The following is a 19,608-nucleotide window of genomic DNA, read 5'->3' as shown; positions in this document are numbered from 1 at the left end:
GTCGTAATCATGGATCTCGTTAGTTCTCGTTATTTTAAAAGACACGAAACTGAATATAATCTACTTCTTTCAGAATATAGGCAAAAAGGCTACGATCTCGATCTGGTGACAAATTCCGCATCATTTTTTGGTTCGCTGGCGAATTATCAAAAAATAATCTGGTTTGTTCGTCTTCGCAAAGGCGTGAAGATGAAGTTTACCAAAGACAGAGATGTTCAGGATGATGCCTATAAATTCATTCAGGCTTTACCGGAAGAGAGAATTGGCTGGATATTAAAACTGCATCGATGCTATAAAATTCAGGCCTTATTTTTTACACTATGGCTGCTTATCGGCATTATTTTCCTGAATTTAGTCAAATAGCTCTAATCAGTTCTTAACCCCCAAACCCCGCCGTTCTCATTCCCGAGAGCGGCAGCGTTTGAGCGCTAATCATACCAGCAGGAATACGCCATGCGATTCACGATTATTTCTACGAAACCCGGTCATCAGCCGCCGCAAAGCAGCTGTGATTTTTACGCCCCGGGCGGCACCATTGGGCGCGGTACGGATAACAATCTGGTATTGCCGGACAATGACCGCACCATCTCGCGTCTGCAGGCCATTGTCCACGTTGACGCTCAGGGCGAATGCCGCGTCACCAACCGTGGCAGCGTCACCCGCGTGGTATTAAACGATATTCCGCTGGAGCGCGGACGTCAGGTTGAACTGCAGGATGGCGACATTCTCGGTATTGATGACTACCGTATCGAAGTGACCGAACTGATCCACGACACACAGCCGGTGAGCCGTATGGCGGCCAGCATGCAGCAGCAGGCGCGTCCGACAGCCGCACCCGCTGCGCCCGCAGCGCAAGCGAAGCCTGCTAACCCCGCGCCACGCGGGAAGGCGGAACCGACCGCCGTGCCTTCCGAAATCTGGGACAGCCTGATGCAGGAGTTCTCCATCTCCGACAGCATCTCCAGCAACCGCGCAAAACCGCAGCCTGCGGCCTCACAGGATCCCTTCTCCCAGCCCGTCGCGCCGGAACGTAATGCCGAAGATCCGTTGGCGATGTTCAACGACAGCGATCCAACGCTTGAGCGCAAGAACGTCGACCCGGACACGCTGTTCAGCGACGAAGCGCTGTTCAAAAAAGAGAGCATTTTTGACGACGTGACGCCTTCCACGCTGGTGCCGCCGGTTGAGGGGCAACCCGCCCCTAAAGAAGACGCGGCGGACGAGCTTGACCCGCTGGCGCTGTTCGGTGGAAAGGCCAGCGCGCCAGCCGCGCGCAATGATGACCCGCTCGGGCTGATGGGCGGAGCACCGTTAACCCACCCGGATGATATTGCAGACGAAAAGCCAGCATCAACGCCTGAACCGGAGCAGGAAGAGGACGTGCTTGCCGATTCTCCGCTGTTCGCCCCAGAGCCGCAGGAAACGCCGCGTGAAGAAGAGCCGGCGCGGCCGGATTACGCAGGCTTCACCATGCCTACGCCGCAGGCCGTTGCGCGCAGCAGCGCTCAGGCACCGAAGGGGCGCCTGCGCATCGACCCGGTCAATAACGCGGCATCCCCAACCGCCAGCCCGAATAATGGCGAGAAGGGTGAAGTGCTGCAGGGCGAGCTGCTGCAGGCGCTGCTTGAAGGTATGGGCCTGAGCGAAATGCAGCCTGTTCCGCAGTTTGACCGGGAAAATATGCGTCAGTTGGGGCAGATTCTCGGCATGTTCTCGCAGGGCACCGTGGCGCTGCTCTCGTCGCGCTCCATCCTGAAACGCGGCGTAAAAGCCGATATGACCATGGTGCTGGACGATGCCAACAACCCGTTCAAGCTGTTGCCGACCGGGAAAACCGTCTTAATTCAGATGTTCGGCACCCCGATGCCGGGCTTTATGCCGCCGACCAAATCGGTGCGCGATGCGCTGATCGACCTGCAGGCGCACCAGCTGGGGATGATCTCCGGTATCCGCGCCATCATCGCCGCGATGCTGCAGTCCTTTAACCCGGAACAACTGGAGGAGCAGGCGAAGCAGAACGGCATGACCTCGCGTCTGGCGCTGCCGGGCAGCCGCAAAGCCGCCCTGTGGGACTATTTTGTTCGCAGCTATGGCGAGACGGCGGGCGAGATTGAGGATGACTTCCACACCCTGTTCGGCGAAGCCTTCCTTCATGCGTATGACATGGAGGTGAATCAGTACAAAGACTCACAGAGCGGATCGGAAGACAAATGAATATCGCAACCGCTTCTCTCTCCCGCCAGGGGACGCGCGCCAGCAACCAGGATCAGACGGGAGAAACCATAGGGGAACGCTCAGCCTGCTTTGTCGTCTGCGACGGCATCGCGGGTCTGCCCGGTGGTGAAGTCGCCGCGGAACTGGCCCGTAACAGCATTATCTCCCGCTTCGATGGCGACAAGCACCTCAACGCGCAGCATATCCGCGACTACGTGCAGACGGCGAATCGCACCATTCTGAGCGAACAGCAGGCTGTTCAGGACTATCGCCGGATGGGCACGACGCTGGTCAGCCTGTTCATTGACCGGGACTACGGGCTGGCGTACTGGGCGCATGCCGGCGACAGCCGCCTGTACCTGTTTCGCCGGGGGTGGCTGTGGCACGTCACCACGGACCACAGTCTGGTGCAGCAGATGAAGGATGCCGGGCATCAGACGGACGATCTCAACAGCAACCTGCTTTATCTGGCGCTGGGAATTGAAAACGGCGGACCGGAAGCGAGCTACAGCGACGTGGTGCAGGTTGAAGACGGCGATGCCTTTTTACTCTGCACCGACGGGTTCTGGCACGGCGTCAGCGAAGAGCAAATGAAGCAGTCGCTGCACATGGTCAATACGCCGCAGGAGTGGCTGACCTTAATGAACCAAATCATTCAAAAGAATGGCGAGCAGGAGGGGAATGCGCAGGATAACTATACCGCCCTGGCGGTATGGATGGGCAACCCTCAGGACACCACTTTGCTGCACACCCTCTCTGATGCAGCACAATTTCTTCCCTGCGGAACTGATTAGACACACAAGGAACGATATGAAACTTTGGCTATCGGGTTTGGCACTTCTGGCTGCGACCTCCACCGCGCAGGCTGAAAATTTCCGCATCGTGCAGTCTCCTGCGCAGAAGCTGGATATCTGGATCGACAACATCAAAGACAACACCCCGCAGAGCTGGTGTAAGCCAGAAGTGGCGCTGCGCATTGTGGCGAACGGCAAGAAAGACGTCTCCGTGCTGGAAAACTTTGTGCCGCGTCTTGGCTCGCTGCTGGAACACCAGTGCAGCAAAGTGAATAAACTCAGCTGGACGCTCAACGATCCCGAGGGAACGACGCTGGCGCAGGGCACGGCAGCTAAAGCGCAGGACTGGGCGCTGGTGGTGAAACAGCAGCAGGCCGCGCCTGCCGAGACTGTCACCGCAACCCCAGCCAGCGGCGCGTTACTGCCACCCGATCAGAACGTGGCTTCCCGCACCGTTGCCGCCGACCGCACGCCGTGGCAGGAGTTTACCCTGCAGGATGGCTGCCACCTGCGCACCTTCTGGGAGGGCGGCGCGTCCGCTCCGGCGCTCTTTATTCCGGATTCTGATACTACCCGCTGCGGTAACGGCAGCTGGCTGAGCGGTCACACCGTTATCTCTCAGTCCCGCAACGGCGGGCAGAAAGAGATGGCGGTGACGTACATTCACGGCTTCCCGGTGATGGGGCTGAATCAGAGCGCCGATCCGGAAAACGCGCTGATCACCTCCGTCAATAAAGAGCGCATGGTATTCAGCACGCCAGACAGCGATCAGAGCTGGATGATCCTGCCTTACGACAGCACCCTGAACAGCTGGAAGAGCAACGGCACGGTAGCGGTAGAAATTTCCCGCGAGACCGCCAGCGACGATGCAAAACTGCAGGCGCGTATTGCGGCGGTGAAGAAAACCTGGGGTGCCTGGGTTGCCCCAGGCACCCCGCTGAATATCGTTCTGATTGATACCCTGCGTCCTCAGCTGCGCGATCCGGCAGTGGGCGCCTGGCGCGCGGCGAATTAAGGAATGGCTATGAATACGCTCTATCAACACCTGGCGGGTGAAACGCTCAACGACGCGCTGGCGCGTCTTGAAGCGGAGATCAAAGCCCGTCCGGCAGATGCAGACCTCCGCGCCGCGTTCGTGCAGTTTTTAATCCTCAGCGGCAACGGGACGCGCGCGCTGACCCAGCTGAAAAGCTGGCTGGCGCTGAAGCCGCAGGCGAAACCCACCGTCACGCTGCTGGAGCAGTCCATTCAGGGCGAGCTGCAGCGCGCACAGGTGATGGCGGGGCAGGCGCGTCCGGCCATGCCTGAAACTCAGTGGCCGTGGCTGACCACCCTGGCCGCGGCGCTCCGCGAGGAGGGCGAGCGTGCCCGGTCGCTGCGCCTTGAAGCGCTTGACCAGGCGCAGGCCACTCCCGGCCACATCACCCTCGAAAACGATGAGGCTCAGCCGTTTGACTGGCTGATGGACGGCGATGCCCGTCTCGGCCCGGTGTGCGAAACCATCGTGAACGGCCGCTATTTCTGGCTGCCGTTTAACGCTATCGCCGAGATCCGTTTCCAGGCGCCTGCCAGCGTGACCGATCTGGTCTGGCGTCACGCGCTGGTGCGCCTGACCGACGGTACGGAGCAGGTATGTCAGATCCCGGCGCGTTACCCGTTTGCTGCCGATGCGTCGGATGCGATCAAACTGGGCCGCACTACCGAGTGGCAGCCGCTCGACGAGGACGGCACCCTGTACGAAGGGATGGGCCAGAAAGCCTGGCTCAGCGAGCAAAGCGAAAGCCCGTTGCTGTCGTTAAGCCTCGTGTCGTTTGCGACGGATGGAGCCGATGAGTAATCCCGCTGGCGAAGGCGATCTGCTGCGCAGCGGCTGGCAAGCCCGCAGCAGGCAGGAGAAGGTGGGGGCGCGCGACAAAATGCAGCCTTCGCTGCTCGATCGCCTCACCGATAACGACCCGGAAAAAAAACGCGAGCCGGCCAACAGCAACCTGATCACCCACGCAGCGCTGCGTCGTAACGTGCTGCGGGATCTGCAGTGGCTGTTTAACACCATCAACCACGATGCCTCCGGCGATTTAAGCGCGCTACCGCACGTGAGCCGCTCGGTGGTTAACTTCGGCGTCGCGCCGCTCGCCGGGAAGAGGATGTCGGACATCGAATGGCACGACATTCAGCGCAAGCTCACTGAGGCCATCATCAATTTTGAACCGCGCATTTTGCCGCAGGGGCTGCAGGTCCGCTGCGTGTCGGATACCTCCTCGCTGGATCTGCACAACGTGCTCTCCATCGAGATTAAAGGGCGCTTATGGTGTGTGCCGTACCCGCTGGAGTTTCTGTTTCGCACCGATGTCGATCTGGAAAACGGCCATTTTGAACTGAAAGATGCGGGGTAATCATGGAAAGTAAACTGCTCGAATATTACAACCGTGAGCTGGCCTACCTGCGCGAAATGGGGGCCGAGTTTGCCGAACGATATCCGAAGGTCGCCGGGCGGCTGGGCATGCGCGGCATCGAAGTGGCGGACCCGTACACCGAACGCCTGATGGAGGGGTTTGCGTTTCTGACCTCCCGCGTACAGATGAAAATGGACGCGGAGTTTCCGCGTTTCTCCCAGCGTCTGCTGGAGATGATCGCGCCGAACTACCTCGCGCCCACCCCTTCAATGGCGATTGCGCAAATTGAGCCCGACAGCAGCCGCGGCGATCTGAGCAACGGCTTTATTGTGCCGCGCGGCACCATGATGGACAGCCTGGCGCTGAAAAAAACCGGCGTAACCTGCAGCTATACCACCGCGCACGAGGTTAATCTGCTGCCGCTGAAAATCGACAAAGTGGAGCTCGGCGGCGTGCCCGCTGACCTGCCGCTGGCGCAGCTCGGCTTAAACCAGCGGGGGATCAACAGCGCCTTGCGGATCCGCATTGCCTGCGACGGCCCGCAAAACCTTGGGCACCTGAATTTTGACCGGCTGGAGTTTTTCCTCAGCGGCCCGGACATTGAGGCGCTGAAGTTGCTGGAGCTGGTGATGGAGCACCACGCCGGGATCGTCTGCCAGACGGTCAGCCCGCAGCCGCAGCGACAGCTGCTGGCAACGGATGCGCTGCTTCAGGAGGGCTTTGCGCCGGACCAGGCGCTCCTCCCGGACGATCTGCGCAACTTTGACGGCTACCGTCTGCTGCAGGAGTATTTTGCGTTTCCGGCCCGCTTCCGCTTTATCAGCCTGAGCGGTCTGAGCACGCTAATCCAGCGCTGCGAAAACGAAAAAGCCTTCGATATCTTCATTCTGCTGGATAAGTCGGATGAACAGCTGGAGCGCGTGGTCGACGCCAGCCATCTGGCGCTGCACTGCACGCCGGTCATCAACCTGTTCCCGAAAGTGGCGGCCCGGCAGAAGCTGAATGAAGGCCAGCATGAATACCATCTGGTGGTCGATAACATCCGCCCGCTGGACTACGAAATTTATGCGGTAAATAAAATTTTTGGCAGCGCCGACGGCCAGCGCGACGACCAGACGTTTCGTCCGTTCTGGAGCACCTGGAGCGGCGACGCGGGCAACTACGGGGCCTATTTTTCCCTGCGCCGGGAACAGCGTGTGCTCTCCGAGCACGCCCTGCGCTACGGCACCCGTACCGGCTATATCGGCTCGGAGGTCTTTGTCTCGCTGGTGGATGAACAGCATGCCCCGTGGCAGGAAAACCTGCGCTACATCTCTGCCGAGGTGCTCTGTACCAGCCGCGACCTGCCGCTGATGCTCCAGCAGGAGCTCGGGCAGTTCATTATGGCCGACTCCATGCCGGTGAAGGGGTTAACCCTGCGCAAAGGCCCGACGCCGCCGCGTCCGGCGCTGGCGGAAGGGTTCAGCACCTGGCGGCTCATCAGCCAGCTGCAGATGAACTACCTCAGCCTGATGGACAGCGAAAATGAAGAGGGGGCAGCGGCGCTGCGCCAGCTGTTAGGTCTGTATGCCAACCTGGCCGAAACGCCGGTTGCACGTCAGGTGGAGGGGGTTCGCCACTGCGTGCTGGAGCCGGTACACCGCCGCGTGCCTGAACCCGGCCCGGTCGTTTTCGCCCGCGGAATTGGCATCACCCTGACGGTGGACGAGCGGGCGTTTTCCGGCGCCAGCCCGTGGCTTTTCGGCAGCGTGATGGAGCGCCTTTTTGCCCGTCTGGTCTCCATCAACAGCTTCACCGAGTTCACCCTGAAGAGTCAGCAGCGCGGCGAGATAGGCTACTGGGCGCCGCGCATGGGTAAAAGGGCGCTGGTATGAGTGACGCTGCCACCGCACCGCTGCGCGTGCATCGCCTGACGAAGCTGCCGGATACGTTCTGGCACGGGGTCCGCGAGACGCCCTGGCGCTACGATCTGTTTCAGCTGTTAAGGCGCATTGATGCCCAGGGCGGCGAGCGCTACCCGCTGGGACGCGCGCCGCTGCCGAAATTTGAGCCGCTGCGCATTGGCCAGCAGCCCTCAATGAGCTTTGCGCCGTCGACGCTGGCCCAGGTACGACAGCGTGAGGAAAGCGGGCTGCATGAGGTGTCGATCCTCAGTTTTGGCCTGTTTGGCCCGAACGGCCCGCTGCCGGTCCACATGACCGAGTATGCCCGCGAGCGGATTCATCATCATCAGGACACCAGCCTCAGCGCGTTTGCCGATATGTTCCATCATCGTCTGGCGCTGCTGTTTTACCGCGCCTGGGCGGATGCGCAGCCTGCCGTTTCCCTCGATCGCGCCGACAATAAGCGCTTTGAGGGCTACCTGGCGTCGCTGATCGGCATGGGACAGCCGGGTCAGATGAACAAGGGCAGCCTGAGCGCCCATGCCCGCTTTACCCACGCCGGGCACCTGACCCGCCACGGGCGGGATCCGGAAGGACTGGAGAAGATCCTGCGCAGCTATTTTAAAGCGCCGGTTAAGCTGGTGAGCAACGTGCCGCAGTGGATGCCGCTCTCCACCCGCGAGCAGGCGCAGCTGGGAGCAGGACGCCGCATGCCGCGCATGGGGGAATCCGCTTTTCTCGGCGTCGCCGTCCGCGACGTGCAGCATAAGTTTCGTATCGAGATTGGCCCGCTGAGCGCGGAGGAGTACAACCGCTTTCTGCCGGGCGAAGCGTGGGTCACCGAGCTGCGCGACTGGGTGCGCCAGTACGCGGGAATTGAGTTTGAATGGGAAACACGGGTGATCCTGCGTGAAGACGCGGTGCAGGGCACCACGCTCGGCAGCGATGGGCGATTAGGCTTTAACACCTGGCTGGGGCATCAGCCGCAGCCTGTCCCGCGTGGCGATCTGGTGTATCGCGCAGAGCGATAAATTTTTCTAACGCATTGTTATCAACGGAACCGAACATGTCAGAAATTAGCCGTGCCGTGCTTTTCGGCAAACTGGATACGCTGTTATTTACCTCTCTGGAAAGCGCGACTGCCTTCTGCAAGCTGCGCGGCAACCCCTACGTTGAGCTGGTGCACTGGCTGCATCAGCTGATGCAGCAGCAGGATGGCGATCTGCAGCAGGTCATCCGCCACTTTGCCCTCGACGAACAGCAGCTAACGCGCGATATCGTGGCGGCGCTGGACGCTCTGCCGCGCGGCGCAAGTTCCGTTTCCGATCTCTCCGAACATATCGACAGCGCCGTGGAGCGCGCCTGGGTCTTCGGCTCGCTGAAGTTTGGCGTCAGCCGTATTCGCGGCGGCCATTTGCTGATTGGCATCCTCAAGACCTGGAATCTGGCCAACGTGCTGAAAAGCATCTCGTCGCAGTTCACCCGTCTTAACGTCGAAGTGCTGATCGAGCAGTTCGACGCTATTTGCGCCAACAGCAAAGAGACGCAGCAGGCCGCTGCCGCCGTCGATGCACCGGCGGGTGCGGTCCCGGCGGCGCAGGGAACGCTGGCCCAGTACGGCCAGGACCTGACCGCCCGGGCCCGCGACGGGAAGATTGACCCGGTTGTCGGGCGCGACGAGGAGATCCGCCAGATGGTGGATATCCTGATGCGCCGCCGCCAGAACAACCCGCTGCTGACCGGGGAGGCCGGGGTCGGCAAAACCGCAGTCGTTGAAGGGCTGGCGCTGCGTATCGCCGACGGCGACGTGCCGGAGCCGCTGCAAAATATTCAGCTGTGGCTGCTGGATATCGGCATGCTGCAGGCAGGCGCGGGCATGAAAGGCGAGTTTGAAGCCCGTCTGCAGGCGCTCATTAATGAAGTCCAGTCCAGCGCCACGCCGATTATTCTGTTTATCGATGAGATCCACACTCTGATTGGTGCAGGCGGCCAGCAGGGAACCGGCGATGCGGCGAACCTGCTGAAGCCGGCCCTGGCGCGCGGTCAGCTACGCACCATCGGTGCCACCACCTGGGCGGAATACAAAAAGTACATTGAGAAAGACCCGGCGCTGACCCGTCGTTTCCAGACCGTACAGGTTCACGAGCCGGACGAAGCGAAAGCCATTCTGATGCTCCGTAGCACCGTGTCGCCGCTGGAGACGCACCACCAGGTCCTGCTGCTCGACGAAGCGGTCAGCGCGGCGGTAAAGCTGTCCCATCGCTATATCCCGGCGCGTCAGCTGCCGGATAAAGCCGTTGCGCTGCTCGACACCGCCTGCGCCCGCGTGGCCGTCAGCCAGAGCGCGCCCCCTGCGCAGCTGGAAGACTGCCTGCGCCATCTTGCCGCGCTGGACGTGGAAATTGAAATTGCTGAACGCGAAGCGCGCGTCGGCGCCGGTGAGGCCGACCGCGTAGCGTCGTTAATCACAGAGCGCGACGCGTATGAAACAAAACGCGAAGCTCTGGCCCGGCGCTGGGAAGAGGAGCGCGGTCTGGTGCAGGAGATCATCCGCCTGCGCGCCGCGCTGTTTGCGGCGGGCGAGGAAGAGACCGCCGAGCTGCGCAGCCAGCTGGCGGAGCAGCAGCAGGCGCTGAACGCCTTGCAGGGTGACGAGCCACTGCTGTTTGCGGCGGTAGATGAAAACGTGGTCGCCGCAGTCGTCTCTGACTGGACCGGGATCCCGCTGGGCCGGATGGTGAAAAACGAGATCGACGCGGTGCTGAACCTTGCCGATACGCTGAACCAGCGCGTTATCGGCCAGCGTCACGGGCTGGATCTCATTGCCCGCCGCGTGAAAACCTCGCGGGCGAAGCTCGACGATCCGAACAAACCGGTGGGCGTCTTTATGCTGTGCGGCCCGTCCGGCGTCGGGAAAACCGAAACCGCGCTGGCGCTGGCGGAATCCCTGTACGGCGGCGAGCAGAACGTCATCACCATCAACATGAGCGAGTTCCAGGAAGCGCACACCGTTTCCACCTTAAAAGGTGCGCCTCCGGGATACGTAGGGTATGGTGAAGGCGGCGTGTTAACCGAGGCCGTGCGCCGTCGCCCTTACAGCGTGGTGCTGCTGGACGAAATTGAAAAAGCGCACCCGGACGTCCATGAGATCTTCTTCCAGGTCTTCGACAAAGGCTGGATGGAGGACGGCGAGGGGCGCCACATTGATTTCCGTAACACCATTATCATTCTGACGTCCAACGTGGGCACCGAGCTGATAAGCGCCATGTGCGCCGATCCGGAGCTGATGCCGGAGCCTGACGCGTTAAGCGGCGCGCTGCGCCAGCCGCTGCTGGAAGTATTCCCGCCGGCGCTGCTGGGCCGCCTGCTGGTGGTGCCGTACTACCCGCTCAGCGACGAGATGCTCGGGCAGATTGTGCGCCTGCAGCTCAAGCGCATTCAGCGTCGTCTGGAAGAGAATCACAGCATTATTTCTGAGTTTGACGACAGCGTGGTGGAACAGATTGTTCAGCGCTGCACCGAGGTGGAGTCCGGCGGCCGCATGGTGGATGCTATCCTGACTAACACCCTGCTGCCTCAGATGAGCCAGATCTTACTTACCGCCAGCCGCAGCGACGAGCAGTTCCGACGCCTGCATGTCACCTGCGAGCAGGGCGAGTTTCACTGTCAGTTTGCCGCGTAATAATCATCAAGAGAACTGTAAAAGATGACGGATAATGATAACAATCGGACTGTCCCAAACGCGCTCCCGGTCGGGTACCGCTTCAACGAGTTTGAAATCAAAGAGGTGATCGGCGGCGGCGGTTTTGGCATTGTCTATCGCGCGTGGGATCACCAGCTCGAACGCACTATCGCTATCAAAGAATTTATGCCTTCCTCGCTCGCCGTGCGCGGCGACGACATGACCCTGGTGCTGCGCAGCGAGCGCTTTGGCAAAGCATTTTCCGCGGGCCTGAACAGCTTTATTCAGGAAGCGCGTCTGCTGGCGCGTTTTAACCACCCGAACCTGCTGCACGTCCTGCGTTTCTGGGTGCAAAACGACACGGCTTACATGGGGACGCTGTTTTATAGCGGCACCACGCTTTCACGCCTGCGCGAAGAAAAACCGGAGCTGATCAACGAGGCCTGGATCCGCCGCACGCTGCCGATGCTGTTCGGCGCGATCAAGACCATCCACGACGAAGGCTATCTGCACCGTGATATCTCTCTGGATAATATTCAGATCCAGGATAACGGCCTGCCGGTGCTGCTCGATTTCGGCTCCGCGCGCCGCACCATCGGTAACCTTTCCGACGAAACGGAAACCATGCTGCGCCCCGGCTTTGCGCCGATTGAGCAGTACACCGACGACAACGAGAGCGAGCAGGGGCCGTGGACGGATATTTACGCCCTCGGCGCGGTGCTGCGTACCCTGATTGTGGGTTCTCCGCCGCCGGTCAGCGTGGTGCGCTCCATCCAGGATACCTGTAAGCCGCTGGTGGAAATCATGCCGCAGGGCTACTCCATCCCGCTGCTGCAGGCCATTGACCGCGCGCTGGCGCTGCACATGGAGGACCGTCCGCAGTCTATCGACGAATTCGCGGCGCTGATTGAGATGCCGGTCGCCGGGATCAACGACGTGCTCACCGCCAAAAAGACCGGCACCATGCTGGTTCCGGTTGAGGAAGAGAAGCCAGCTTCGGTGCTTGACTGGCGTCGCTATAAGATCCCGGGCATGGTTGCCGCGGGCGTGCTGGTGGGCGTTGTCGCCGGGGCGATGCTGTTCAGCGGTGGGAATGATGCGCCTGAGCAGGCTGCCCAGGCTCCGTCAGAGACGCGTCCGACAGAAACTGCCGCGAACGCGCCAGAGGTGAAGCCAGAAACGGCGACGGTGAGCGAGCCGGCGACGGCACAACAGACGCCACCACCTGCCGACGCCAGCCCGGTCGCGCTGGTTTATATCCGTATCCAGGACGGTGAAACGCTGAAAGTGAACGGCGAACCAAAAGCGCTACGTCCGGCGACCAACGGCTATGCCTCGCTCAAGCTGCCAGCCGGTGAGACGAAGATTGAACTGCAGGGCAACGGGAGAACGCGCAGCCAGACGCTGGATATCAGCAAGCCGGGCACCTGGCTGGTGAATCCTTAGTAATGCACGATCTTCAAGGCCAGAGACTTATTCCAAAGGTGTTCGAAGAGCGTCTCTCCTCTTTATGTACAAAATCGCTTTAGGATTGAAAGCTCAGTTGGCTTAGTAGCGGTGGTCTTAATTGACCACCGTCAGTGAAAAACGACAGGCCCTTTTGTCTCCGACCCCGGAGAGTTAGCTGAAGCGAAGATGCGGAATTCCAATTTGTCAGTGTTAATTACGTGTATAAACAAAATGTCGCTCATTTAAAGAGTAAATCAGGGTATTTCTGGGGAAGTATGGATCTTCTCGCAATTTTAATTTATTGCGCGAATTCAGTACGCCACAACAGAATCCCATTTCTTTCTGACGCAAAAGCATTTAGTGCTTCGTTGAATTATTTTGCAGGTGATGGTTTCAGCATTTTGGTCATGCTTTTTTTTGTGCTTGACTTACTTTTACTACTCTCTTTGTTTGCTTCGGCCTGGTTATTCTTCAAACGAAAGAACGGTGCAGTCAAATTTGCTCTTGCTCAGGAATTATTTCGTTTGATTTCATTCAGATGTTCAGTCTCATTTTTCCCTCTTTTAGTAAGCGTGTTTGGAATTTCAAACGTCTGGTTGAATGTAGGGTTATTTATCACATCAGAGTCACTGAAAATCTACTCTCTTGTTTTTTGGATGAACGAGCGGGAAAAGCCCCTTTCTTGAATGATGCTTTATCAGAGATGCGACCCGCTTTTTTGCATCGCATAAGCTAAATGGAATAAAGATTATGCTCAACCGAATTACCGTTCAGCTCCCGGTGGAGGGGCTTCTGTTCTGGAAACTGACGGGCCGCGAGGCGATGTCCGAGTCGTTCGCGCTGACGCTGACCGTGCTTGGCACGGACGCGCGCATTGACCGCAGTAAGCTGCTGGGCCAGCCGGTCACGGTGACCATCCCGACGCAGAGCCTGCTGACCTCCCGCTATATTAACGGCAAGATTACCCGCGTGGCGGTGAGCGCCGTTGAGCTGACGGGCACCCGCTATGCGGTGTACCAGCTGACGGTGGAGCCGGACCTGTGGCCGATGAAGCGCGACCGTAACCTGCGTATTTTCCAGGGCCAGACTGTGCCGCAGATTGTGAAAACCCTGCTGGGCGAGCATCAGGTCAACGTTGAGGATAAACTCACCGGCAGCTACCGGGTCTGGGACTACTGCGTGCAGTATCAGGAGTCGAGCCTGGACTTCATCAGCCGCCTGATGGAGCTGGAGGGGATTGCGTATCACTTCAGCCACGATGCGGACAAGCACACCCTGGTGCTGACTGACGCCGCCACGCAGCATCAGCCGTTCAGCGGCTATGAGGTCATCCCGTACCACCAGACGCCGTCCGGCGGCAGTACGGATGAAGAGGGCATCAGCCAGTGGGCGCTGGAGGACAGCGTGACGCCGGGGATTTACAGCCTCGACGACTATGACTTCCGCAAGCCGAACGCGTGGCTTTTCCAGGCCCAGCAGAACCCGGCGTCGCCGAAGCCGGGCAGCATTGACGTGTACGACTGGCCGGGGCGCTTTGTGGACAAAGGTCACGGGGAGTTCTATGCCCGTATCCGTCAGGAGCGCTGGCAGGTGGAGCATCAGCAGATTCAGGCCACTGCCACGGCGGCGGGGATAGCGCCAGGGCACACCTTCACGTTAACCAACGCGCCGTTCTTCAGCGACAACGGGGAGTATCTGGTGACGGCAGCGGGCTACCACTTCGAGGAGAACCGCTACGCCAGCGGCGAGGGGGAGACCATACACCGTACCGATTTCACGGTCATTCCGTCGGCGGTGGTTTACCGTCCGGCGCAGAGCACGACGTGGCCACGCACCTACGGCCCGCAGACGGCGAAAGTGGTCGGGCCGAAGGGCGAGAGTATCTGGACGGACAAATATGGCCGGGTGAAGGTGAAGTTCCACTGGGACCGGCTGGCGAAGGGCGATGACACCAGCTCCTGCTGGGTTCGCGTGTCGAGCGCGTGGGCGGGCCAGGGCTACGGCGGGGTGCAGATCCCGCGCGTCGGCGACGAGGTGGTGGTGGACTTTATCAACGGCGACCCGGACCGTCCGATTATTACCGGCCGCGTGTATAACGACGCGAGCATGCCGCCGTGGGCGCTTCCGGCTGCGGCGACGCAGATGGGCTTTTATAGCCGCAGCAAAGATGGCCATAAAGACAATGCCAATATTCTCCGTTTTGAAGATAAAGCCGGGCACGAGCAGATCTGGATCCATGCAGAAAAAAATATGGATACGGATATTGAAAATTCTGAAACTCATGATGTCGGTGTCGATCGTAGAAAAACCATCGGACAGGATGAGAATATTACGATTAAGCGGAACCTGAAATCAGATGTAGGTAATAATGAAACGCATAATATTGGTAACAAGCACGTTATAAACGTTGGGAAAGATCAAACCGTCTTGACCATGGATAAAGAAGGTAACGCGCTGCTGGAATCTGTGACCACGATTAAACTCAAAGTTAAAGACAATTATATTCTGATCGCCCCGGATACCATTGAGATTCACGTAGGCCAAGGCAACCTCAAAGCAGAGGCTGTGGAACAAGCCATCTTCAAAGGTGATGAGCTTACAAGACTAGGTGATGGGATCAATACCGAGCTCAAAGCAAATGATACGGTGAGTATAACGGGAACTAACCTTACCGATATTAAGGGCGCGATTGTAAAAGTTAACAGTTAATCTGCGTACAGAGAACGCTATTATGGGAAAACCAGCCGCCAGAGCGCGCATTGATTCCAGCGCACATACTGGCCCAATTCAAAGCGGAAGTCCCAACGTAATTATTGGCGGATTTCCGGCAGCACGAAAAGGCGACCCGCTTTCATGCTCCCAACATGGTCAGGGAAGTATTCTCAGTGGTTCAACAACGGTATTTGTGAATGGTTTGCCTCTCGCCAGGGAAGGTGACAAGACGGGTTGCAATACCTCAGCAACCCCTGCGGTCGCATCCACTCAACCCGCACCTCCGCAATACTGGGGCGGAACGGCGGCGAAGGATGCGGGTAAAGATGGTGCTATACATGGTGATGTTTACGACGCCCGTGTGCTTGGCGCCTATGCAAGCCTTGAAGATAAATCCGGCTTTGGAAAACCCGATACGGCTTCAGCCGGATTCGCACTTGCCGATATCACGGTCGGGAATACAAAAAGTCAGGATAAATATAAAGGCGAGGTACGTACTAAAGTAGGGGTGGCGACTGCCAGCGGCACGTTAGTGACCGATAGAGCTGATTACGGGGCGATTAATCTCAATGCAAACGCCACCGCAATACAATATGGCGCCTCGGGAAGCATTGGAAAAGAAGGGCAACAATACGGCGGCGTCGGTGGGGATGTATACCTGGCAACCGCTGAAGCGAAGGCCGTCAGTGAACTATATGACGGAAATAAAGGGCGTTATGGTTTTAATGTTGAACTTGGCGCAGAAGCCGCGGCGGTCAAAGGAGAGGCGACGGCTAAAGCCGATTTTTATGGCGTAGTCGTTGCCGATGGCAAGCTTTCAGGGAGTGCAGGGAGCGCTGGCGCTTCTGCAGGCGTAGGAACCTGGATTGATAGCACTGATTATTCATTTAACCTTAAGGTGTCCGGTGAGCTTGCAGCGGCGCTCGGTCTGGGAGGGGATGCCAGTATCAAATTTGCTCTCAAACCGATCCTTGACTGGATTTATGACGATGATGAAAGTAAGCCGTCCCCAGCGGCGGGCAGTGGCGATGGTGTGATTAAGACTGGCTGTGTTACAGTCCTGATAGGAGATTAAAATGTGTAAATGGGGAACGTTGTGATGCATTGGTTTTTCTTTATAGTCTTTATGATTTGGACGCTAGCGCTTATCTGGAATGGAAAAGATTTATTTAATAAAAAGCAGTGGCTCCTTGCGGGGTTAATGTTCGTTCTAGTGTTAGTGGCTACGGTCGTCATTGGCTTTACGTTGAAATGGCTTGCTCAGTCAATGTCATTATTTTCCGTCGCAACGGCCAAGCATTATTCGATCATCTTATCCATGTCTTTCTTGTGTGTTTGGGGATTAAAGATCACAGTAGTGCTGCTCTGCACGTTATTTTCCGGGATTATGGGGGGGCACAAAAGATACAACGCGGAAAATTATGAAAAATTATCGTCTATGACACGTGCCGTGGCGCCTGGCTTACTTATCTTTGCTAAGAGCTTAATTACCCTCGGAAGCTTCCTTATGTTTTCGGGTTTATGGCTTAAGTAAGCGCGACGAGTGAGGTTGCATTATGGTTGCTGAAAAACAATATTTTTTCCCTCTTGAGATGAAAGATCAGGAAAAAGAGATTCGGGAAAACTTCTGGAAATGTCTCTATACCTCTGCAGAAAAAGAGATGCTTCATTACTGGCTATTGTTACCCCAGAATGTTAAGCCAGCAGAGTTAAAGCCGATCACATTTCAGGAGGTTGGGCTGACGAATATCGGACGATACATCGCCGATGACACCGGCCCCTATATTGAAGTCTGGGCTGCATATGAACACTGTCAGTGGGAGATGAATGCGTCAGACTGGCTTATAAATAAGCTCGATTTAATGGGTGAGAAAGTACTGAGCCAAAGAATAATTACGCATCCTTCAGGAAGCGGGAAGTTTGCGGATATCCTGTCCATTAAAACGATGCCATCGGGTGATGAGGTCGTTTCACGGTATACGGTGCAGAAGGATTATAATCCTGTAAATGGTGGGGGAAATTACTTCCTTTTGAAAACGGCTTGTGCGTCGAAAGATTACAACACGATTGCCGATACTATTTTCCTGATTGCTATCAACTGGGATTTACTGCATCGCAGCAATTTGATGCTTTCAGAACTGTTGAAAACAGTCAGCCTTAGCAACAAAAATGACAGTGGATTTAAAATTCCGGATTCATGGCTGGTGAATACGCTGGATGATAATCGTCTGGTAATTGAACACACAATAGGTAACGTTAACCATGGAGTGATTAATTTCTGTCTTTTCCGTCAGGCTGATTATCCCGCTGCGCAGGCTATTTTCGATGAAGCAACTGCGCGCTTTAACCGCCACGATAGTGCGGTCTCTCTTACGACATCGGACATTGCCAGCATCCCAAATGATATCAATCCCTCGTTTACAGGCGATCTTTATAGCTGTACGGGAGAGGTAGTTAGTGCTGCTGAGAATATCAGGGCTTATTACGATATGCGTATCTTTAAAATGAATGATTTGTGGTGTTACGTTGAGGTGGTTGGGCCTCATCGTAATCATCAGGATTATTATTACGAAGCCAATAAACGATGCATGGAAATCATTCTTTCTACGTTTCGCATAGAAAAACGATGAGCTGACAAAGTTAATTCATGGCCATCTAAATAAAACCATAGAAATGTGGTTTTATTTTTTGTTTCACAGAAATAATATCATAACCGCCCTCGTTCTGAGGATTAGTTAACTTCAGGCACTGAGATCAGATCATCGTGGAAAAAAAATCATGCTCAGCTGAACTATCGTTCAGCTCGCGGGAGTGGATATTCTGTTCTGAAAACTGACATCCCGCTATGTTAACGGCAAGATTATCCACGTGGCGAACGGTGCCGTTGAGAGAACGGGCATGCACTATGCTGTGTAACAGGTAGAAGTGGAGCATCCGCAGGTTCAGGCCACCGCCAGGACAGTATTTGAGGTGACTCATGAGTAAAGAAAATTACACCGCGCTGGATTATATCAATGATGCTATTGACGCAATTAATCATCGATTAGATGAAAATCCTACATTTTCTTTATATGTTATGGCGAAGAATCAGTTGGACTATATTAAGTCTATTCTAACGGGGTCTGAGAAAGATAAAAGTAAATTGCACAAATTAAATCTTGGAGTGCTTGCGTCAAAAGAGTTTGATACAACCGATGCAGAACTTGCTCAGCATTTGTCCAATGTTAATTATATAGCTTCGCAAATGGGAAAAGGATTGAAGTTTATTCTCCCTCATGAGCAAGACGTTGAGTATTTGAAAAGGCAAAAACGATATCGCAAGTGGTAAACAACGTTTGATTAAAGGGTGCGGGATGATAGATCTTTACAGCGAAGACTCAGTAATTAATCATTATGCCGATCGTTATCGTAACTACATGCCAGTTAATGTTCGTAAGGTAATAAGAAGCAGCATTGATGATTCAAATTCCTCTCATGTATGGGATGAAATATTACCTTTAATCACAAATGAAGATGTTTCACGCGATAAAGCACTTGGGGCGTTAGTGGGTTTGGCTGTTGGAGATGCAGTTGGCACTACTCTTGAATTTAAACGCAGAGACAGCGAACATGTAGCGGATATGATTGGTGGGGGACCTTTTCAATTAAAACCTGGTGAATGGACAGATGATACGTCCATGGCATTATGTCTGGCAGAGACTTATCTTTCAGAAAGCAGAATGCACACCGATGTGCTTAGAAAATATCTCCTGAAATGGTATCTTGACGGAGAGAATAGTAGTAATGGTCGGTGCTTCGATATCGGGAATACGACGCGATTCGCACTTGAACAGTATATGCGTGTCGGACCTTCCTGGTATGGTAATACAGAGAAACACACTGCTGGTAATGCTGGGGTTATTCGTCAAGCACCGGTGTCTATCTTTCGTCGAAAATCGCTGCGTGCGATTTACTTCGAATCCCAGGCTCAGAGTCGAGCAACGCATGGCGCGGTAGAGTCAATTAACGCATGCCAATTTCTCGGATTGGTATTGCACTATTTAATTAACGGTTATCAAAAAGAAGAAGCTTTTTCCCCTCATGTTTTCCCACTGTGCGCGCGCGTAATGATCATAAATGCGGGTGAGTATAAGCAAAAAACTCGCGATCAGATTCGTTCAAGTGGTTATGTAATCGATACGCTTGAGGCCGCGATGTGGTCCGTATGGAATACTGATAATTTCCGGGATGCGATTCTGCTGGCTGCCAATCTTGCCGATGACGCTGACAGCGTTGCGGCAACGGCGGGACAAATAGCGGGAGCATTATATGGTTATTCCGCTATTCCGCAGGAGTGGAAAAATAAACTCGTACAACATGAACGTATCGCCAAAATGGCTGGTGAATTGTTCGATATAGCCCCTGAAGACACTTTCTTGTAACTGTTTATCTCGATGAAAATTCAGGAAAAGTGGTTTTTTTGTGGCATGAGAAGTCAATCT

17 protein-coding genes are annotated in these 19,608 nt (G+C 56.1%); all 17 read left to right on the top strand.

All coding sequences use genetic code 11. The annotated features are described in order from the left end of the window. The coding region (locus IM284_RS22250) for a hypothetical protein (RefSeq protein WP_193055932.1) at nucleotides 1–363 on the top strand (363 nt) is incomplete at its 5' end. A gap of 90 nt (nucleotides 364–453) precedes the next feature. Beyond that, entirely contained in the window at nucleotides 454–2,214 is a 1,761-nt protein-coding gene (gene tagH / locus IM284_RS22245) for a type VI secretion system-associated FHA domain protein TagH (RefSeq protein WP_047367784.1), read from the top strand. Further along, nucleotides 2,211–3,008: a PP2C family serine/threonine-protein phosphatase gene (locus IM284_RS22240; protein WP_023336024.1), complete on the top strand. Its 798-nt coding sequence runs from the start codon at nucleotides 2,211–2,213 to the stop codon at nucleotides 3,006–3,008. Before tagH ends, IM284_RS22240 begins: the two co-directional genes overlap by 4 nt. 16 nt (nucleotides 3,009–3,024) lie before the next feature. Further along, entirely contained in the window at nucleotides 3,025–4,023 is a 999-nt protein-coding gene (locus IM284_RS22235; protein ID WP_047367783.1) for a hypothetical protein, read from the top strand. A gap of 9 nt (nucleotides 4,024–4,032) precedes the next feature. Continuing rightward, nucleotides 4,033–4,845 (top strand): type VI secretion system accessory protein TagJ, encoded by an 813-nt coding sequence (locus tag IM284_RS22230; RefSeq protein WP_047367782.1) that lies wholly within the window; start codon nucleotides 4,033–4,035, stop codon nucleotides 4,843–4,845. Then, on the top strand, nucleotides 4,838–5,401 hold the full coding sequence (gene tssE / locus IM284_RS22225; protein ID WP_028013485.1) for a type VI secretion system baseplate subunit TssE: 564 nt from the start codon (nucleotides 4,838–4,840) through the stop codon (nucleotides 5,399–5,401). The genes IM284_RS22230 and tssE overlap by 8 nt, the downstream gene beginning before the upstream one ends. Before the next feature lie 2 nt (nucleotides 5,402–5,403). Further along, entirely contained in the window at nucleotides 5,404–7,275 is a 1,872-nt protein-coding gene (tssF, locus tag IM284_RS22220; protein WP_047367781.1) for a type VI secretion system baseplate subunit TssF, read from the top strand. After that, on the top strand, nucleotides 7,272–8,315 hold the full coding sequence (gene tssG / locus IM284_RS22215; RefSeq protein WP_047367780.1) for a type VI secretion system baseplate subunit TssG: 1,044 nt from the start codon (nucleotides 7,272–7,274) through the stop codon (nucleotides 8,313–8,315). Before tssF ends, tssG begins: the two co-directional genes overlap by 4 nt. Nucleotides 8,316–8,350: 35 nt before the next feature. Continuing rightward, nucleotides 8,351–10,966: a type VI secretion system ATPase TssH gene (tssH, locus tag IM284_RS22210; RefSeq protein WP_193055931.1), complete on the top strand. Its 2,616-nt coding sequence runs from the start codon at nucleotides 8,351–8,353 to the stop codon at nucleotides 10,964–10,966. A gap of 24 nt (nucleotides 10,967–10,990) precedes the next feature. Continuing rightward, nucleotides 10,991–12,412 carry a serine/threonine-protein kinase gene (locus tag IM284_RS22205; RefSeq protein WP_047367778.1) on the top strand — a complete coding sequence of 474 codons (1,422 nt, stop codon included), beginning with the start codon at nucleotides 10,991–10,993 and terminating at the stop codon, nucleotides 12,410–12,412. 278 nt (nucleotides 12,413–12,690) lie between these two features. Further along, entirely contained in the window at nucleotides 12,691–13,101 is a 411-nt protein-coding gene (locus IM284_RS22200; protein ID WP_047367777.1) for a hypothetical protein, read from the top strand. 64 nt (nucleotides 13,102–13,165) lie between these two features. Next, complete coding sequence (locus tag IM284_RS22195; protein ID WP_101865788.1) at nucleotides 13,166–15,124, top strand: type VI secretion system Vgr family protein; 1,959 nt, start codon at nucleotides 13,166–13,168, stop codon at nucleotides 15,122–15,124. A gap of 22 nt (nucleotides 15,125–15,146) precedes the next feature. After that, nucleotides 15,147–16,202, top strand: a complete 1,056-nt coding sequence (locus IM284_RS22190; RefSeq protein ID WP_024909805.1) for a PAAR domain-containing protein — start codon at nucleotides 15,147–15,149, stop codon at nucleotides 16,200–16,202. Between the two features lie 24 nt (nucleotides 16,203–16,226). Next, the gene (locus IM284_RS22185; protein ID WP_028013479.1) at nucleotides 16,227–16,661 is read left to right on the top strand and encodes a hypothetical protein; all 435 of its coding nucleotides are present in this window, start codon (nucleotides 16,227–16,229) and stop codon (nucleotides 16,659–16,661) included. A gap of 22 nt (nucleotides 16,662–16,683) precedes the next feature. Beyond that, on the top strand, nucleotides 16,684–17,757 hold the full coding sequence (locus tag IM284_RS22180; RefSeq protein WP_047366826.1) for a hypothetical protein: 1,074 nt from the start codon (nucleotides 16,684–16,686) through the stop codon (nucleotides 17,755–17,757). Between the two features lie 347 nt (nucleotides 17,758–18,104). Beyond that, entirely contained in the window at nucleotides 18,105–18,455 is a 351-nt protein-coding gene (locus IM284_RS22175) for an immunity protein Tsi6 family protein (protein WP_045261346.1), read from the top strand. Between the two features lie 25 nt (nucleotides 18,456–18,480). Then, nucleotides 18,481–19,548 carry an ADP-ribosylarginine hydrolase Tri1 gene (gene tri1 / locus IM284_RS22170; RefSeq protein WP_193055930.1) on the top strand — a complete coding sequence of 356 codons (1,068 nt, stop codon included), beginning with the start codon at nucleotides 18,481–18,483 and terminating at the stop codon, nucleotides 19,546–19,548. Nucleotides 19,549–19,608 lie beyond the last annotated feature (60 nt).

It is taken from the genome of Enterobacter cloacae complex sp. P12RS (assembly GCF_014895875.1).
Taxonomy (GTDB): Bacteria; Pseudomonadota; Gammaproteobacteria; order Enterobacterales; family Enterobacteriaceae; genus Enterobacter; species Enterobacter bugandensis.
Note: the sequence above shows the minus strand (reverse complement) of the source record. Positions and strands in the feature narration are given on the sequence as shown.

Excerpts from the sequence above, each read along its gene's own strand:
- tagH (WP_047367784.1), top strand. The coding sequence starts at position 454 with ATGCGATTCACGATTATTTCTACGAAACCCGGTCATCAGCCGCCGCAA.
- IM284_RS22240 (WP_023336024.1), top strand. The coding sequence starts at position 2,211 with ATGAATATCGCAACCGCTTCTCTCTCCCGCCAGGGGACGCGCGCCAGC.
- IM284_RS22235 (WP_047367783.1), top strand. The coding sequence starts at position 3,025 with ATGAAACTTTGGCTATCGGGTTTGGCACTTCTGGCTGCGACCTCCACC.
- IM284_RS22230 (WP_047367782.1), top strand. The coding sequence starts at position 4,033 with ATGAATACGCTCTATCAACACCTGGCGGGTGAAACGCTCAACGACGCG.
- tssE (WP_028013485.1), top strand. The coding sequence starts at position 4,838 with ATGAGTAATCCCGCTGGCGAAGGCGATCTGCTGCGCAGCGGCTGGCAA.
- tssF (WP_047367781.1), top strand. The coding sequence starts at position 5,404 with ATGGAAAGTAAACTGCTCGAATATTACAACCGTGAGCTGGCCTACCTG.
- tssG (WP_047367780.1), top strand. The coding sequence starts at position 7,272 with ATGAGTGACGCTGCCACCGCACCGCTGCGCGTGCATCGCCTGACGAAG.
- tssH (WP_193055931.1), top strand. The coding sequence starts at position 8,351 with ATGTCAGAAATTAGCCGTGCCGTGCTTTTCGGCAAACTGGATACGCTG.
- IM284_RS22205 (WP_047367778.1), top strand. The coding sequence starts at position 10,991 with ATGACGGATAATGATAACAATCGGACTGTCCCAAACGCGCTCCCGGTC.
- IM284_RS22200 (WP_047367777.1), top strand. The coding sequence starts at position 12,691 with ATGGATCTTCTCGCAATTTTAATTTATTGCGCGAATTCAGTACGCCAC.
- IM284_RS22195 (WP_101865788.1), top strand. The coding sequence starts at position 13,166 with ATGCTCAACCGAATTACCGTTCAGCTCCCGGTGGAGGGGCTTCTGTTC.
- IM284_RS22190 (WP_024909805.1), top strand. The coding sequence starts at position 15,147 with ATGGGAAAACCAGCCGCCAGAGCGCGCATTGATTCCAGCGCACATACT.
- IM284_RS22185 (WP_028013479.1), top strand. The coding sequence starts at position 16,227 with ATGCATTGGTTTTTCTTTATAGTCTTTATGATTTGGACGCTAGCGCTT.
- IM284_RS22180 (WP_047366826.1), top strand. The coding sequence starts at position 16,684 with ATGGTTGCTGAAAAACAATATTTTTTCCCTCTTGAGATGAAAGATCAG.
- IM284_RS22175 (WP_045261346.1), top strand. The coding sequence starts at position 18,105 with ATGAGTAAAGAAAATTACACCGCGCTGGATTATATCAATGATGCTATT.
- tri1 (WP_193055930.1), top strand. The coding sequence starts at position 18,481 with ATGATAGATCTTTACAGCGAAGACTCAGTAATTAATCATTATGCCGAT.